This window comes from Amycolatopsis sp. TRM77291 (genome assembly GCF_054166285.1).
Genome location: NZ_JBSZHF010000001.1, coordinates 2827278 through 2842154, shown reverse-complemented (window position 1 = coordinate 2842154; position 14877 = coordinate 2827278). Strand labels below are relative to the sequence as shown.

Here is a 14877-nt window from a genome sequence, read left to right as displayed (position 1 = left end):
GTGACCATCCCACCACAGGAGGGCTTCATGCCTTCGCTCCCTCACCCCCTGTCGCGGCGTCGCTTCCTCGGATATGGCTCCGCCGGCGCGGCCGCAGTCCTGCTGGGGACCGGTGCCTGGAACGCCGCCGGCGCGATGCCGCTCGCGAGCGGTGCCGGTAACCCGTTCACCCTCGGTGTCGCTTCGGGCGACCCGTTGCCCGGCGGTGTCGTGCTCTGGACCAGGCTCGCGCCGAAGCCGTACGAGGCCGACGGCTTCGGCGGTATGCCGCGGACGCCGGTCCGTGTCGAGTACGAAGTGTCGCTCGACGAGCGTTTCCGCGCCGTCGTCCGCCGCGGATCCGTGGTCGCCACGCCCGAACTCGGTCACTCCGTGCACCCCGAGGTCCACGGCCTCGCGCCGGACCACGAGTACTTCTACCGTTTCCGCACGGGTGGCGAGATCTCGCCGGTCGGGCGCACCCGCACGGCGCCGGTCGCGTGGTCGTCGCCGCGCGAGCTGAACTTCGCGTTCGCGTCCTGCCAGAGCTGGGAGGCCGGGCACTTCACCGCGTACGACCACATGGCGGCGGAGGATCTCGACCTGGTCGTGCACCTTGGCGACTACCTCTACGAAAGCGGTGTCACGGGTGTCGGCCGCGGAACGCCGGTGGGGCCGCAGTTCAAGGGCGAGACCTTCGACCTGGCCCGCTACCGGCTCCAGTACGCGCTCTACAAGTCCGAAGCGCCGCTGATGGCCGCGCACGCCGCCTTCCCGTGGATCCACGTCAACGACGATCACGAGGTGGAGAACAACTGGGCGGGCGACATCTCGCAGATCGACAAGGAACCGGACCAGGACCGCGCAGTGTTCCGGCAGCGGCGGGCCGAGGCGTTCCAGGCGATGTACGAGCACCTGCCGTACCGCATCGCCCAGCTGCCGAAGGGGCCGGACGCGCGTCTCCACCGGCGGCTGAGCTACGGCACGCTGGCCGACTTCACCATGCTCGACACCCGGCAGTACCGCGACGACCAGCCGTGCGGTGACGGCCAGTCGGCGAACTGCACGGAACGGTTCGACGAGAACCGCACCCTGCTCGGCTCGGAGCAGCGGAACTGGCTGCTCGACGGCTTCTCCCGGTCCCGCGCGCGGTGGCAGATCCTCGGCAACCAGGCGCCCATGGGCCAGACCGACACCGACGCGGGCGAGGCGACGAACGTCCACCTCGACCCGTGGGACGGCTACGTCGCCGACCGCGACCGCGTGCTCACCGCGGCGCAGGACCGCGGGGTGCGGAACCTGGTGGTCATCACCGGCGACCGGCACCAGAACTACGCCTGGGACCTCAAGCGCGACTTCACCGACCCCGATTCGCCCACCGTGGCGAGCGAGTTCGTCGGGACGTCGATCACCAGCGGCGGCAACGGCGCCGACATGACGCCGGCCGGTGAGAACCTGCTGAAGGCCAACCCCCACATGAAGTTCTTCAACAGCCAGCGCGGGTACGTCCGGGTCAACGTCAACCGGCAGCGCTGGCGGAGCGACTTCCGGGTGGTGCCGTTCGTCAACACCCCCGGCGCGCCGATCAGCACGCGCGCCAGCTACGTCGTCGAAGACCGGCGGCCCGGCGTTCAGTCCGCCTGAGCGGGCAGGAGGGCGGCGTACACCTCGCGCACCGACGCGGGTGGCGCCGCCTTCTTGAGCGTCTTCGGATCGACGAAGACGTACCGGGTCTTCACCTCGGTGCACAGGTCGCCGCCGCGGGTGATCTCGAAGTCGATGATCAGCGAGGTCGTCCCGAGGTGGTCCAGGTACACGGCCACGACCAGTTCGTCGTCGTAGCGGCAGGGCGCGCGGTAGCGGAGGCTGGATTCGGCGACGACGACGTCGACACCGCGGGCCAGCGCTTCCTGGTGTGAGCCGAAGAGGACTTTCTCCACTTCGAACATGGCCATGTCCACATAGGCGAGGTAGTGCGCGTTGAAGACGATGCCTTGCCCGTCGCATTCGTGATAGCGCACGCGCAGCGGCATTTCGACGATCGGTTTCCGTGGCTCGGTCACGGTTCCAACCTACGTGAAGGGCTTCTTCCCTTGGTTCGAGGATGAGTGGGCGGCTCGTTCGGTGATTCCGATGGCCTGGCGTCGAGCTCTTGTGTCGTGAAGGGCCCCTTTGAGACCTTCATCGTCTCAAAGGGGCCCTTCACGACATCACGTGAGCGCCTGACTGGAGTCCTTCACGCGCCATTGTCGNGCCACGACAATGGCGCGTGAAGGACTCCAGTCAGGCGCTCACGTGATGTCGTGAAGGGCCCCTTTGAGACCTTCATCGTCTCAAAGGGGCCCTTCACGACATCACGTGAGCGCCTGACTGGAGTCCTTCACGCGCCATTGTCGTGGCTGCTGGTGCAGCCGAAACCAAGCCACCCCTGGTTCCAACCACGCACGACCCTTCGCAAGACGCCCGAATCGTCCCGGCTCACTCGATGAAGTCGATGTTCGGGTGGCGCGGCGACTCGCCGTCGAACAGATGCCGGTCGCGGCCCTTCAGGTGCAGATCGAAGAACGCGCCGATGTAGTTCCGTTGCGCGGCCAGCGAACGGCGGGGATCGATCGTGCCGATGACCGCCTCACGCTTCTCCGGCGCCACCCGCGAGCCGAGCTGCGGCACCACGACCTGGAGATCGCTGTACGCCATGTGCGTGCTTCCACCGCGCAGCAGCAGGTCCCGCTTCCAGCCTCGCTGGTTGGCCCAGAAATCCGCCCAGCTGCGGTCGAAGTCGGGCTGCCGGTGCGTGTGCTCGAGTGGTTTGCCGTTCTCGTCGACACCCTCGGCGCCCATCAGCAGGAACGGCCGGTCGAGACCGCGTTTCGTGACTTCGCCGGGCACGTAGGCACTGCCCGGCGGGTAGCCGAACGCGGTCGCCATCGCGCCGTCCAAGTTGATCCCGGCGTCGATCCTGCGGTCGTGCACCATCGTTTCGCCAGAGGTGAATCCGCCGTAGGAGTGCCCGTAGGCACCGACCCGGGACAGGTCGAGCGACCAGCCGAGGCCGCGGGGGAGCTGCCGCTTCTCCGCGTCGGGATTCTCGCCACGGGTGATCTTCGCGAGCTGGTCCAGAACGAATCGGAAGTCACCGACGCGTGCGTCGAGCGCCTTCTTCATGAACTCGGGTCCCTCGCCCGGCGGGAGAGCCGTTTCGAGCCGACCGCCGGGGAATTCGACAGCGGCGCTTTCGTAGGTGTGCGAGAGCGAGACGACGACGTAGCCGCGGCTGGCCAGATCGTCGACGATCGCCGTATACGTCTCCCGCGGCCCGCCGAAACCGGGGGAGAAGAGCGCGACCGGCTTGGGCGCGCCGTGCGCCGCGGGGACGCCGATCTCGGCCCGCCGCTTCGCCGACGCCCAGTCGATGGAGCCGACCGGGAGGCCGAGATAGTCGTCGCCGGACAGCGCCTGGTCGATGACGGCGCTCATCCCCGGCGTGAGCCACGGAGCGCGCGGTCCGTCGGCGAACCGGTCCGCCGGATAGGTGACGGTGACCATGAGTTCCCGGCGCCGCTCCGGTTTCCACGGGTCGGGCCGGGACGGGTCGACGAGGTGGAGGTCGGTCGTGCCGACCTCGTGGTGGCCGGTGAGGGCCGGTGCGGTGAGTTCGGCCTGGTCGGCCGCGACGGCGGGGGCCGCCGTGGCGAGCCCGCCCGCGAGCGCGAGGCCCGCGATCAGCGCCGAACCCCGCGCCAGCCTGGTGCGTCTCGACGACACTGTCCCCACTGGACCCTGTCGCGACGACCGCATGAATTCGTCCACTGCTGGAGACCTTCCGGATCGGGGCGGCCCGACGGCCGCCTGTTTCCGACCATGGCAGCGCCCCGGTGCGACGCGCATCCCTCTGAAGATGGAGCCCGGATCACCCGTGCAGGGCACGGTAGGCCGAGGCGGCCCCGGGATGCAGCGGGACCTTGCCGGTGCCGATCAGCGTCCGGACGTCGAGGAACTGCGTCCCCACCGCGGCCGCCGGGACGAGATCGGCGGCGTGCCCGGCCAGCACCCGCGTCACCGCCGCGGCGACGTCGTCGGGCAGGGAAGGGGCCGCCAGCAGCAGGTTCGCGACGCCGATCGTCCGCAGCTCGCCCACGCCCTGATAGGCCTGCGCCGGGACGTGGACCTGGTCGTAGACCGGGCCGTAGCCGGCGCGCAGGGCGGGCAGATGGGTGTCGAGGGGGAGAAGGGTGATCGGGGTGGTCCGGTTCAGTTCGGTGAGCGCGGGCGTCGGGATCCCGCCGGACCAGAGCAGCGCGTCGACCTCGTGGGCCGCCAGAGCGTTGATCGCTTCACCCAAAAGCAGGTTCCTGGCCCTCACCGGGACCCCGGCGCGGGCGAAAAGGCGCGTGCTGAACACCGCGACGCCGGATCCGCTCGCGCCCATCGCGACCGGCCGCCCGGTCAGATCGGCGAGCGAGCGCACGCCGCCGTCCACCCGGACGACGAGCTGGTGGTAGTTCTCGTAGACGCGGCCGATGGCCGAGAACGCGATCGGCACGGAGAACGGCTCCGCGCCGGCGAAGGCGGACTCGGCGACGTCTCCGAGGACGAGTCCGAGATCGGCCCGGCCGTCCCGTAGCCGCCGCAGGTTCTCGACACTGGCTTCGGTGGCGACGGCGGTCGCCCGCAGCCGTGGTTCCGCCCGGTTCAGTCGCTGGGCGAGGAGTTCCGCGAAGGCGAGATAGAACCCGCCGCTCTCGCCCGCCGCGATGAAGACCTCACGCTCCGGGCCCTGATAGCCCGTGGCCGAACATCCGGCGATCGTCGCGAGCCCGGCGAGGAGCGCGGTGCGCCTGGTGACCGTCATGCCTTTTCCCCTGCCGCGAGAGGAAGTTCGACGCGGACCTCGAGCCCGTGCGGTTTCGCCTCACGCAGTTCGAGCTTCCCGCCCCTGGCGAGCACGTGCTGGCTCGCGATCGCGAGGCCGAGGCCCGTGCCGCGTGGCGCGCCGTCGCCCCCGGCCCGCCAGAACCGTTCGGTCGCGCGCTCCCGGTCCTCTTCGGACAGCCCGGGACCGTTGTCGGACACGAAGAGTGTCGCTGTCGTGTCGCCGGTTTCGTAGCCGGTGGTGATCGTGGCGCCGCGTCCGGCGTAGTGCACCGCGTTGTCCAGCAGGACATCCAGCACTTGGGCCAGTTCGCTTTCCTCGCACCGCACCGTCACCGGCTCGTCGTGGCCTTCCGACGCCGCGAGGCTCACGCCCGCGTCTTCGGCGGAGGGCCGCCACGCGTCGACCCGTTCGGCCAGCACGGCCGGGAGATCGCAGGGTTCGTCACCGGATTCACCGGCGGCGAGCCGGGTCGCGGCGCTTTCGGCGAGTGCCAGCGCGAGCAGGCCGTCGAGCAGGGACTCCAGCCGTTCGACCTCCGCGACCGTCGCGCGGTAGGCCCGCTGGCCGTCCCCGTCGACCTGCGCGGCCAGCGAATCCACGCGCAACCGCAGGGCGGCCATGGGATTCCGCAGCTGGTGCGAGGCGTCCGCGACGAGCCGCCGCTGCTGTTCGGACGCTTCGACGACGGCGTCGGACATCCGGTTGAAGGACGTCGCGAGCGAACGCAGCTCACGGGGCCCGGCCCGGTCGGGAACCTGGGCGCGATGCCCTTCGGTCACCGCCTGCACGCCGGTCTCCAGTTCGTGCAGCGGCCGCACCATCCAGCGCGCCAGCAGGACCGCGAGCAGCACGAACACCGCCGCGACCAGTACCGCGCCCGCGACGATCGCGGACCAGCGGGCGGCGACGTCGGCCGCCGCCGTGGTCACCGACGCGCGAAGCACCACCACGCCGGCCACCCGGGTCCCGGTGCCGACCGGACGGGCGAAATGGACCGGATCGGCCGACCACGGGCTCAGCTGTTCGGGGCCTTTGGCGGGCTGGTTGCGCAGCGCGGCCTCGACGAGCGAGCGGACCACCGGTTCCGCGGCCGTCATCCCGCCGGTCTCCACCAGCGGCACCCCGCGCGCGTCGACCACCACGACGGCCTCGCCGTATAACGACGAATACCGCTGGGCGTCGACCGCCAGCGCGGCCGGATCGGCGGCGTCGACGGCTTGCTGGGCGAGGACGACGAACCTGTCGACGTCGGCGTTGCGGGCGATCACCAACTGCTGGGTCCGCTGCGCGGCGGTCGACCCGAACAGCGGGATCGCGAACGCGGCGACCACGGTCAGCGCGAGCGCGACGAGGACGACCAGCAGCCGGGTGCGCACCGGTCAGTCCCGGCCGAGCCGGTAGCCGAAACCCCGGATCGTGGTCAGCAATCCCGGCCTGTCGAGCTTCGCGCGCAGCTGGGTCAGGTGCACGTCGAGCGAACGGGAGACGGCCAGGTACGCGTCGCCCCAGACCTCGTCCATCAGCTGCTGACGGCTCACCGCGGTGCCCGGCCGGGCGGCGAGCACGGCCAGCACGGCGAACTCCTTGGCGGTGAGCCCGATGTCGGTCCCGCCGACCAGCACGCGCCGCGCGCCGAGGTCGATCTCGACGTCCTCGACACGGACGACGCCGTCCTGCGGCGTGGCGGAGACGGCGGCGCGGCGGACGACCGCGTCCATCCGCGCCAGCAGTTCGGCCAGCCGGACGGGTTTGGTCAGGTAGTCGTCGGCGCCGAGCCGAAGCCCGCGCACCACGGACCGTTCGTCCCCGCTCGCGGTGAGCACGAGCACCGGCACCGGCGAGACCTGCCGGACCTTCCTGAGCACGTCGAGCCCGTGCATGTCGGGCAGGTTGAGATCCAGCAGGATCACGTCGGCCGCGCGATGCCGGTGCAGCGCGTCGCTGCCGCGGATCGCGTGGGAGACGGTGTGGCCGCGCGTTTGCAGCGCTTCGGCGAGCGCGTCGGCGACACCGGCGTCGTCCTCGACGAGCAGCACCCGCACGGCCACACCTTCCCGCCTAGCCTTCGCGGCCGGACACGAGCTCGGGCTCGGGCTGCTTCTTCTTGTCCAGCTCCGAGGTCTTCGAGGTTTCCCGCATTGTGCCGTACACGATGAGCGACACCAGGACACAGCCCGCGACGTAGTAGAAGAACACCGATTCGTGGCCGGCCCCCTTCAGTGCCTGCGCGATGAGCTCGGCCGTGCCGCCGAAGATCGCCACGGTGAGGGCGTAGGGGAGGCCGACGCCGATCGCGCGGATCTTCGTCGGGAACAGCTCGGCCTTCACGATCGCGTTGATCGAGGTGTACCCGGTGACGATCACCAGGCCGGCCAGCATCAGCAGGAAGGCGAGCACCGGCTCCTTCGTCCCGCCCATCAGCGTCATGATCGGGACGGTCAGCAGGGTGCCCGCGATCCCGAAGAACATCAGCAGCGGGCGACGGCCGATCCGGTCGGACAGCTTGCCCGCGAACGGCTGCAGGATCGCGGCGACGAGTATCGCGCAGAACAGGATCAGCGTCACCGTCCGGCGCGGGATGCCCGCGGTGTTCTCCATGAACTTCTGGCTGTAGGTGGCGAAGGTGTAGAACGACACCGTGCCGCCGAGGGTGAGGCCGACGACGAGCGCGATCTCCTTGGGGTACTTGATCAGCGCCCGCAGCGTGCCCTTGTCGCCCGCGTCCTTGCCGGTGCCGGAGGCCTTGGCCTCCTCGAAGCTGGCCGACTCGTCCATCCCGCGGCGCAGGACCATCACCACGACGGCGGCGAGCGCGCCGACGACGAAGGCGATCCGCCAGCCCCACGAGGTCAGCTGCTGCTCGGTCAGGATGGCCTGCAGCAGCAGCTGGAGGCCGAGCGCCAGCAACTGGCCGCCGTACAGCGTCACGTACTGGAAGCTGGAGTAGAAACCGCGTTTGCCCGGCGTGGCCACTTCGGACAGATAGGTCGCGGAGGTCGAATACTCGCCGCCGACCGAGAGGCCCTGGATGAGCCGGGCCACCAGCAGCAGGATCGGCGCGGCGATCCCGATCGTGGCGTAGGTCGGGGTCAGCGCGATCATCAGCGACCCCGCCGCCATCAACGTGACGGAAAGCACGAGTGCGCTTCGTCGCCCGAACCGGTCGGCGAACCGGCCGAGCATCCAGCCGCCGAGCGGCCGCATGAGGAAGCCGACGGCGAACACCGCCGCGGTGCCGAGGAAGGCCGCCGTCGTGTCCTTGGTGGGGAAGAAGGACTTGGCGAAGTACGTGGTGAAAGCGGCGTAGGCGTACCAGTCGTACCACTCGACCAGGTTGCCGATCGAGCCGCGCAGCACGTTGCCGACGACTCGACGTTCGCTCACGGGCGGCGTGGATTCGCCGATCCGGGTTGTCATCTTTGACCTCCTGTGTTCCGGCTCACGGTGAACAATCCGTGACGGCCGGGCAAGGTTTCGGCGCGCTTCCTAACATCCGCTTAGGACGGTCGCGGTTACCCGGAGGTAGGGGTGGCGCGGCTCCGGCGCGAACCTGGCGAGCCGATAACCTCAGTGCCGTCAGCGCGAAAAGACGAGGCGAGGAGAGCTCTGTGGGACGGTCGGTACTGGTCACCGGCGGCAACCGCGGCATCGGTTTGGCGATCGCGAAGGACCTCGCGGCGCAGGGGCACAAGGTCGCGATCACGCACCGCGGTTCCGGCGCGCCCGAAGGCCTCTTCGGGGTGCAGGCCGACGTCACCGACGCCGAGCAGATCGACGCCGCCTTCAAGCTCGTCGAGGAGCACCAGGGCCCGGTCGAGGTCCTCGTCGCGAACGCCGGCATGACCGACGACACCCTCCTCATGCGCATGAGCGAGGAGCAGTTCACCCGCGTGGTCGACGCCAACCTCACCGGCGCGTACCGGGTCGCCAAACGCGCTTCCCGCGGCATGCTGCGCGGCAAGTGGGGACGCTACATCTTCATCTCGTCCGTCGTCGGGCTCACCGGGTCCGCCGGTCAGGTCAACTACGCGGCGAGCAAGGCCGGTCTCGTCGGTCTCGCCCGCTCGCTCGCGCGTGAGCTGGGCTCGCGCAACATCACCTCGAACGTCATCGCGCCGGGCTTCGTCGCCACGGACATGACCGACGAGCTCGGCGAGGACCGCAAGAAGGAGATCCTCGCCCAGGTCCCCTCCGGCCGGTACGCCGAGCCGTCGGAGATCGCCGCCGCCGTCCGCTACCTCGCCTCCGAAGAGGCCGGTTACGTCAACGGCGCGGTGCTGCCGGTCGACGGCGGCCTCGGCATGGGCCACTGACGTCCCCGTTTTTCCCGTACCGATCGCAAACCCACTCCGGACTGGAGGTCCCGTGCCAGGACTGCTCGAAGGCAAGCGCCTGCTGATCACCGGCGTCATCACCGACGCCTCGCTCGCGTTCCACGCGGCCAAGATCGCGCAGCAGGAGGGCGCGAAGGTCGTGCTCACCGGCTTCGGCAGGCTGTCGCTCGTCGAGCGCATCGCCAAGCGTCTCCCCGAGGAGGCGCCGGTGCTGGAGCTGGACGTCACCAACCAGGAGCACCTCGACTCGCTCGCCGACCGCGTGCGTGAGCACGTCGACGGGCTCGACGGCGTGCTGCACTCGATCGGGTTCGCCCCGCAGTCCTGCCTCGGCGCGCCGTTCCTGGACGCCCCGAGCGAGGACGTGAAGGTGGCCGTCGACGTCTCGGCGTACTCCTTCAAGGCGCTCGCGGTCGCGACGCTGCCGCTGCTCTCGCGCGGTTCGTCGATCGTCGGCATGGACTTCGACGCGCGCGTCGCGTGGCCCGCCTACAACTGGATGGGCGTGGCGAAGGCGGCGCTGGAGTCGGTGAACCGGTACCTGGCGCGGGATCTGGGCCCGCAGGGCATCCGGGTCAACCTGGTCAGCGCCGGCCCGATGAAGACCATGGCCGCGAAGTCGATCCCCGGTTTCGCCGACCTGGAGAACGGCTGGGGCGACCGCGCGCCGCTCGGCTGGGACAGCTCCGACCCGGACCCGACGGCGAAGTCCGTCTGCGCCGTGCTGTCGGACTGGCTGCCCGCCACCACCGGCTCGATGATCATGGTCGACGGCGGCCTGCACGCCACCGGTTTCTAGGTCTTTCAAGCCCGTGAAGGCCTCTTCCCTCGGCTCAGCCGAGGGAAGAGGCCTTCATCGGCGGGGGCACTAGGGTTGCGGCCATGTCCGAAAGTCTCACAAGCCACCTCGCCCAGCTGGAACAGCAGCGAGTCGAGGCGCTGCTCGCCGTCGACACGGCCGTATTCGACGCGCTGCACGACCCCGCCTACCAGCTGTGCAACCCGACCGGGACGGTCTGGGACAAGGCCGAGTACCGGCGCCGTCTGACCACCGGCGAACTGGCCTACAGCCGGCTCGAAACGACCTCCGAGATCGATGTCCTGGCGTCCGAGACGCTCGCCGTGCTGCGCTACCGCTGCCTGATCGCCCTAAGCGTCGACGGCACCGACATCCCCGCCCACGAGTGCCGGCACATCGACACCTACATCCGCGCCGAAGACGGGCAGTGGCGGTGCCGGTACTCGCAGGCCACCGGCATCATGGACGCTGCCATCCCCGCGGCGGCGGGCTAGAGGACGGCGTTCGCGACGTGCCACGAGTCTTCGAGCAGCAGGTACTTGGTGATCAGGCCGTCGTCGTTCACCTCGAACTCGATGGTGAAGGCCGTCTCGATCACCTTGCCGGTGCTGCGGATCGTCGAGCGCAGGCGGCCGATCGCGACCGCGTGCGGCCCGTCGACGAGGACGCGCTCGACGTCGAACCGGTCCTTGACGAGCCCCTTGTCGAGCAGCTCGAAGAACTCGCGGATCTCCGCCCGGTTCCGGCGCGGGCCGATCCACGGGACGAGTTCGGTGGCACCGGGGATGTCCCACGCGACGTTGTCGGCAAAAAGTTCAGTGGCGCCGTCAGTGTCTCCTTTGGACATTCGGCGGAAGAACTCGGCAAGGGTGGATCGGGTTCGTTCGGACATGATTCTCCTTACTGGGTAACGGGTTCACGGAGCAGGCGGGTGTCGTCGGTGCGCTGGACACCGGCGGCGAAGGTCAGTGCGACGACAGTGGCGGCGCCGAGCCCGACGCTCACCCACGCGACGCTGGGATAGCCGAGACCGGCGTCGATCGACTCGCCGCCGAGCCACGGGCCGACCGTGTTGCCGACGTTGAACGCGGCGGTCGTGCTCGCGCCGACGAGGGTGGGCGCGTTGCCCGCCACGGCGAAGGCGCGGACGTTCAAGGCGGGATTGACCCCGAATCCGGCGACGCCGAACAGGAACACGGCGAAGATCGCGAGCGGGGTCGCCGGGCCCGAGAGCGCGAGCAGGATCAGGGCGACCAGTGCGACGGCGAGGCCGCCGTAAAGCGTCGCGAAGGGCCTCGCGTCGGCGAGCCTGCCGCCGGCGGTGATGCCGATCAGCGCGCCGAGCCCGAACAGGGACAGAACTCCCGGCACCCAGCTCTCCGGCAGGCCGGCGACCTCGGTCAGCAAGGGCGCGAGGTAGCTGAAGGTCGCGAAGATCATCGCCTGCGCGAGCGCGATCACGCCGAGTGCCAGCCAGAACCGGCCGCCGCGGTAGAGCCGCAGTTCGGTCGCGACGTCGGTCTTGTCCTGACCGTTCTGTGTCTCCGGGACCAGCGCGAAGACCCCGATCAACGCGACGACGGTCAGCGCCGTGACCGCCCAGAAGGCCGCCCGCCAGCCCGCGTGCTGGCCGAGGAAGGTCCCGGCGGGAACGCCGGCGATGTTCGCGACGGTGAGGCCGCCGACCAGGATGGCCAGCGCGCGGCCACGGCGCTCGACCGGGACCAGTGCGACGGCGGTGGCCGCCGCGACCGCCCAGAAACCGGCGCAGGCGACCGCGCTGACGACGCGCGTCGCGAAGAGCAGGGCGTACCCCGAGCCCAGCGCGCCGACGACGTGCGAGAGCCCGAAGACGACCAGCAGGGCCATCAGGGTGGCGCGCCTCGGCACCCTCAAGGTCGCGATCGCGAGCAGGGGAGCGCCGACGACCATGCCGATCGCGAAGGCCGAGATGAGCAGCCCGGCCTCCGGGATGCCGACGTTCAGATCGGCCGCCATCCCCGGCAGCAGGCCGGTGATCATGAACTCGGACGTGCCGAGCGCGAAGACGCTCAGTCCGAGTACGCAGACTGCCAAAGGCACGGAACTTCCTCCAGTTTTGTATTGATCAGTCCAAAATGTGGGCAGCGTTGCGCACGGGGTTGTTTCGGTCTACTTCGCGGCGATCGCGTCCATCGCGATGGCGGCGACGGCCTCCATCGCCGCTCGGCCGGCACCTCGGCGGGACATCAGTCGGAGGCCGGCGACGGTGCTGTGGGCGAACTCGGCGATCGCACCGGGGTCGCGGCCGCGGTCGATCGTCCCGTCGAGCTGCCCTTCCTTGGCGCAGGCCGAAAGCAGGGCGAGGTGCCGCCGGGTGTCGGCGTCGATCCGCGCCTTGATCTCGGCGTCGCGCTCGCCGAACTCGGCCACCGTGTTGACCACGAGGCAGCCTCGTCCGGGATGTTCGGCTTCTTCGTCGATCGTGTACGCGAACAGGGCGCGGAACCGCTCGACGCCGGTACCGGATTCCTCCAGCAGGGCCGTCCTGGCCACGATCCCGCGTTCGGCGTAGTGATCGAGCGCGCGCACGAACAGTTCATGCTTGCTGGTGAAGGTGTTGTAGATGCTGCTGCGGCCCAAGCCGGTGGCTTCGCAGAGGGCCTGTGTCGACGTGCCCTCGTAGCCGCGTGCCCAGAACGCGTCCATGGCGCGCCCGACCGCGGCGCGCTCGTCGAATTCCTTCGGCCTGGCCATGGATACGACCGTACCAGGTTTTGGATCGGTCGGTTCAAAATGGGCCGGGTCAGCGTGCGGGGCGCCACAGCGGCAAGATGGCAGGGTGGGTTACGACGCGCTGCTTTGGCTTTCGTTCGGTGGTCCCGAGGGGCCCGACGAGGTGATGCCGTTCCTGGAGAACGTCACGCGGGGCCGTGGGGTCCCCCGGGAACGACTGCTCGAGGTCTCGGAGCACTACCAGCACTTCGGCGGGGTCTCGCCGATCAACCGGCTCAACCGGGACGCGATCTCCGCGGTGGAGAAGCAGCTCGCGGCCGCCGGAATCGATCTGCCCGTCCATTTCGGCAACCGCAACTGGCGGCCGATGGTCGAGGACACCCTCGCCGAGATCACCGAGGCGGGCGCTCAGCGCGTCCTGGTCTTCCCGACGAGCGCGTACGGCGGCTATTCCGCCTGCCGTCAGTACGACGAGGACATCGAGCGTGCCCGTGCGGCGGTCGGCGACGGCGCGCCGGAACTGGTGAAGCTGCGGCAGTTCTTCGACCACCCGCTGTTCATCGCCGCCTTCGCCGACGCGGTCCGGGCCGCGCACGCGAAGCTGGACAACAAGCCCGGAACCCGCACGGTGTTCTGCGCCCACTCGGTCCCCGAGTCCGCCGACACCGCGTCGGGGCCGCCGTCGGAAGGCGGACGGCGTTACTCGCGTCAGATCGCCGAGGCCGCGCGCCTCGTCGCCGCCGAAGCGGGGATCGAGACCTACGACGTCGTCTGGCAGTCGCGCTCCGGCCCGCCGCAGGTGCCGTGGCTGGAGCCGGACATCGTCGACCACATCGACGCGCTGCACGCGGAAGGTGTCACCTCGGTGGTCGTCTGCCCGGTCGGCTTCGTCTCCGATCACCTCGAAGTGATCTGGGACCTCGACAACGAGGCCGCCGAGCGGGCCGCGGAGCACGGCATGGGCTTCGCGCGGGCCGCGACGCCGGACACCGACCCGCGCTTCGCCGAACTCGTCGTGGAACTGGTCCGGGAGCACACCGAGGGGCTGCCGGCGCGGAAGCTGTCGCCGTTCCCGTCGGCGGGATGCACGATCAACGGGGCGCCTTGCGCGATCGGATGCTGCGAGCCCGCGAAGAGGCCCAGGCGCTCTTAAGCGATCGGCCTCGTGAGTGGTAATGACGGTTCTAACCGTCATTACCACTCACGAGGCCGAGCCCCACCGCACCACCGCTGCCCTTCCTCCGGCAGTACGTGAAGGACCCCTTCACTGCGCTAGGCGCAGTGAAGGGGTCCTTCACGTACTTGGCGAGGTGTGAAGGTCGAGTTCCTTCGGCCGAGTCGAGGAGAGGGGGCCCTTCAGGTGTGACCGCTGTGGCTGCTGGGACAGGTGGTGTTGCCGGACCCTTCGGATGGCGTCGCGAAGGTCCGTGAAGGCCTCCTTCCCTACCTTGAGGGTAGGCAAGGAGGCCTTCACGGACCTTCGACCAAGGCCGCGTCCGGGAGATACCTCAGGCCCCTTAGTCGTAACCGGCCGATCGTCATCGGGCCGCGATCCGAGACAGGTGCAGGTCGATGAGGGCGATGGCCTCGTCGCCGGACTGGTAGCCGAGCAGCACCGCGTCGCCGAGGCCGGACACCAGCGCGAGCAGGAGGTCGGCCTCCCTGACCGGGTCGGTGGCGGGCAGGAGGTCGCCCGCCTCCCGTGCGACGGAAAGCAGGGCCGCCACCGCGTCGCGGAGCTGACCGTGCCCGGTCCGGAAGTGTCCGGCGATCTCCGGATCCTTGAGCGCGCGCACCACGAAGGCGTTCGCGACGAGCGCGTGGTCCCGGCCCGCTTCATCGAGAGGCAATAGAGCGACGAGCAGGTCCCGGACGCTCGGTTCGGACGGTGTGGCGATGCGCTCTTCGATGCCACCCCGCAGGGTGGTCGTCGAGTACCGCAGCATCTCGTCCCGCGACGAGAAGTAGTGCTGGACGGACCCCTTCGAGATGCCGGCTTCGGCCGCGACCTCGGTCAGGCTCACCCCTTCGAGTCCCCGGTCGGCCGCGATGCGGCGAACGGCCGCGGCGATCTGCCGCCGTCGGTCTTCGTGATCGACTCGTTTGGGCACCCGTACTCCTTTTCGCAGTCCGATCGGATTGCAAACTTCTCACCAACTGTTTACAATCCGATC

General features: G+C 69.7%; 15 protein-coding genes. 5 read left to right on the top strand and 10 right to left on the bottom strand.

Annotated elements, in window-relative coordinates:
- The first annotated feature begins 27 nt into the window (after positions 1-27).
- Positions 28-1623, top strand: coding sequence for an alkaline phosphatase D family protein (locus tag ACXIZN_RS13465; RefSeq protein ID WP_457954726.1), 1596 nt, complete (start codon positions 28-30; stop codon positions 1621-1623).
- Here the strand turns inward: ACXIZN_RS13465 and ACXIZN_RS13460 are convergent.
- The 6 genes from ACXIZN_RS13460 to ACXIZN_RS13435 form a co-directional block, all read right to left on the bottom strand.
- A complete protein-coding gene (locus ACXIZN_RS13460; RefSeq protein WP_457954724.1) occupies positions 1611-2042 on the bottom strand; it encodes an acyl-CoA thioesterase in 432 nt (143 codons plus the stop codon). The two genes, ACXIZN_RS13465 and ACXIZN_RS13460, sit on opposite strands and share 13 nt — an antisense overlap.
- A 415-nt stretch (positions 2043-2457) precedes the next feature.
- Positions 2458-3744 (bottom strand): alpha/beta hydrolase family protein, encoded by a 1287-nt coding sequence (locus tag ACXIZN_RS13455; protein ID WP_457954722.1) that lies wholly within the window; start codon positions 3742-3744, stop codon positions 2458-2460.
- A gap of 145 nt (positions 3745-3889) precedes the next feature.
- A complete protein-coding gene (locus ACXIZN_RS13450) occupies positions 3890-4831 on the bottom strand; it encodes a TAXI family TRAP transporter solute-binding subunit (protein WP_457954721.1) in 942 nt (313 codons plus the stop codon).
- A complete protein-coding gene (locus ACXIZN_RS13445; protein WP_457954719.1) occupies positions 4828-6231 on the bottom strand; it encodes a sensor histidine kinase in 1404 nt (467 codons plus the stop codon). The genes ACXIZN_RS13450 and ACXIZN_RS13445 overlap by 4 nt, the downstream gene beginning before the upstream one ends.
- A gap of 3 nt (positions 6232-6234) precedes the next feature.
- On the bottom strand, positions 6235-6897 hold the full coding sequence (locus ACXIZN_RS13440; protein WP_457954718.1) for a response regulator transcription factor: 663 nt from the start codon (positions 6895-6897) through the stop codon (positions 6235-6237).
- A 16-nt stretch (positions 6898-6913) separates the two neighbouring features.
- Positions 6914-8272: an MFS transporter gene (locus tag ACXIZN_RS13435; protein WP_457954717.1), complete on the bottom strand. Its 1359-nt coding sequence runs from the start codon at positions 8270-8272 to the stop codon at positions 6914-6916.
- A gap of 191 nt (positions 8273-8463) precedes the next feature.
- Between ACXIZN_RS13435 and fabG the strand changes: the two genes are divergently transcribed.
- From fabG to ACXIZN_RS13420, 3 genes are all read left to right on the top strand, one after another.
- Complete coding sequence (fabG, locus tag ACXIZN_RS13430) at positions 8464-9168, top strand: beta-ketoacyl-ACP reductase (RefSeq protein ID WP_016334125.1); 705 nt, start codon at positions 8464-8466, stop codon at positions 9166-9168.
- A gap of 52 nt (positions 9169-9220) precedes the next feature.
- Positions 9221-9988, top strand: a complete 768-nt coding sequence (gene fabI / locus ACXIZN_RS13425) for an enoyl-ACP reductase FabI (RefSeq protein ID WP_061986623.1) — start codon at positions 9221-9223, stop codon at positions 9986-9988.
- 83 nt (positions 9989-10071) lie between these two features.
- On the top strand, positions 10072-10482 hold the full coding sequence (locus ACXIZN_RS13420) for a nuclear transport factor 2 family protein (protein ID WP_457954715.1): 411 nt from the start codon (positions 10072-10074) through the stop codon (positions 10480-10482).
- Here ACXIZN_RS13420 and ACXIZN_RS13415 read toward each other — a convergent pair.
- From ACXIZN_RS13415 to ACXIZN_RS13405, 3 genes are all read right to left on the bottom strand, one after another.
- The gene (locus ACXIZN_RS13415; RefSeq protein WP_457954713.1) at positions 10479-10880 is read right to left on the bottom strand and encodes a nuclear transport factor 2 family protein; all 402 of its coding nucleotides are present in this window, start codon (positions 10878-10880) and stop codon (positions 10479-10481) included. The genes ACXIZN_RS13420 and ACXIZN_RS13415 overlap by 4 nt on opposite strands.
- 8 nt (positions 10881-10888) lie before the next feature.
- Positions 10889-12070 carry a Cmx/CmrA family chloramphenicol efflux MFS transporter gene (locus tag ACXIZN_RS13410; protein WP_457954711.1) on the bottom strand — a complete coding sequence of 394 codons (1182 nt, stop codon included), beginning with the start codon at positions 12068-12070 and terminating at the stop codon, positions 10889-10891.
- A gap of 69 nt (positions 12071-12139) precedes the next feature.
- Positions 12140-12724, bottom strand: a complete 585-nt coding sequence (locus ACXIZN_RS13405) for a TetR/AcrR family transcriptional regulator (RefSeq protein ID WP_457954709.1) — start codon at positions 12722-12724, stop codon at positions 12140-12142.
- Positions 12725-12809: 85 nt separating this feature from the next.
- Here ACXIZN_RS13405 and ACXIZN_RS13400 point away from each other — a divergent pair, with 85 nt between their 5' ends.
- Positions 12810-13856 (top strand): ferrochelatase, encoded by a 1047-nt coding sequence (locus tag ACXIZN_RS13400; protein ID WP_457954707.1) that lies wholly within the window; start codon positions 12810-12812, stop codon positions 13854-13856.
- 385 nt (positions 13857-14241) lie between these two features.
- On the opposite strand, the gene ACXIZN_RS13395 is transcribed toward ACXIZN_RS13400, so the two are convergent.
- On the bottom strand, positions 14242-14814 hold the full coding sequence (locus tag ACXIZN_RS13395; protein WP_457954705.1) for a TetR/AcrR family transcriptional regulator: 573 nt from the start codon (positions 14812-14814) through the stop codon (positions 14242-14244).
- Positions 14815-14877 lie beyond the last annotated feature (63 nt).

What these genes read in the sequence shown, in the direction of transcription:
- ACXIZN_RS13420 (WP_457954715.1), top strand. Translation starts at nt 10,072, where the DNA reads ATGTCCGAAAGTCTCACAAGCCACCTCGCCCAGCTGGAACAGCAGCGA.
- ACXIZN_RS13415 (WP_457954713.1), bottom strand. Translation starts at nt 10,880, where the DNA reads ATGTCCGAACGAACCCGATCCACCCTTGCCGAGTTCTTCCGCCGAATG.
- ACXIZN_RS13405 (WP_457954709.1), bottom strand. Translation starts at nt 12,724, where the DNA reads ATGGCCAGGCCGAAGGAATTCGACGAGCGCGCCGCGGTCGGGCGCGCC.
- ACXIZN_RS13435 (WP_457954717.1), bottom strand. Translation starts at nt 8,272, where the DNA reads ATGACAACCCGGATCGGCGAATCCACGCCGCCCGTGAGCGAACGTCGA.
- ACXIZN_RS13465 (WP_457954726.1), top strand. Translation starts at nt 28, where the DNA reads ATGCCTTCGCTCCCTCACCCCCTGTCGCGGCGTCGCTTCCTCGGATAT.
- ACXIZN_RS13450 (WP_457954721.1), bottom strand. Translation starts at nt 4,831, where the DNA reads ATGACGGTCACCAGGCGCACCGCGCTCCTCGCCGGGCTCGCGACGATC.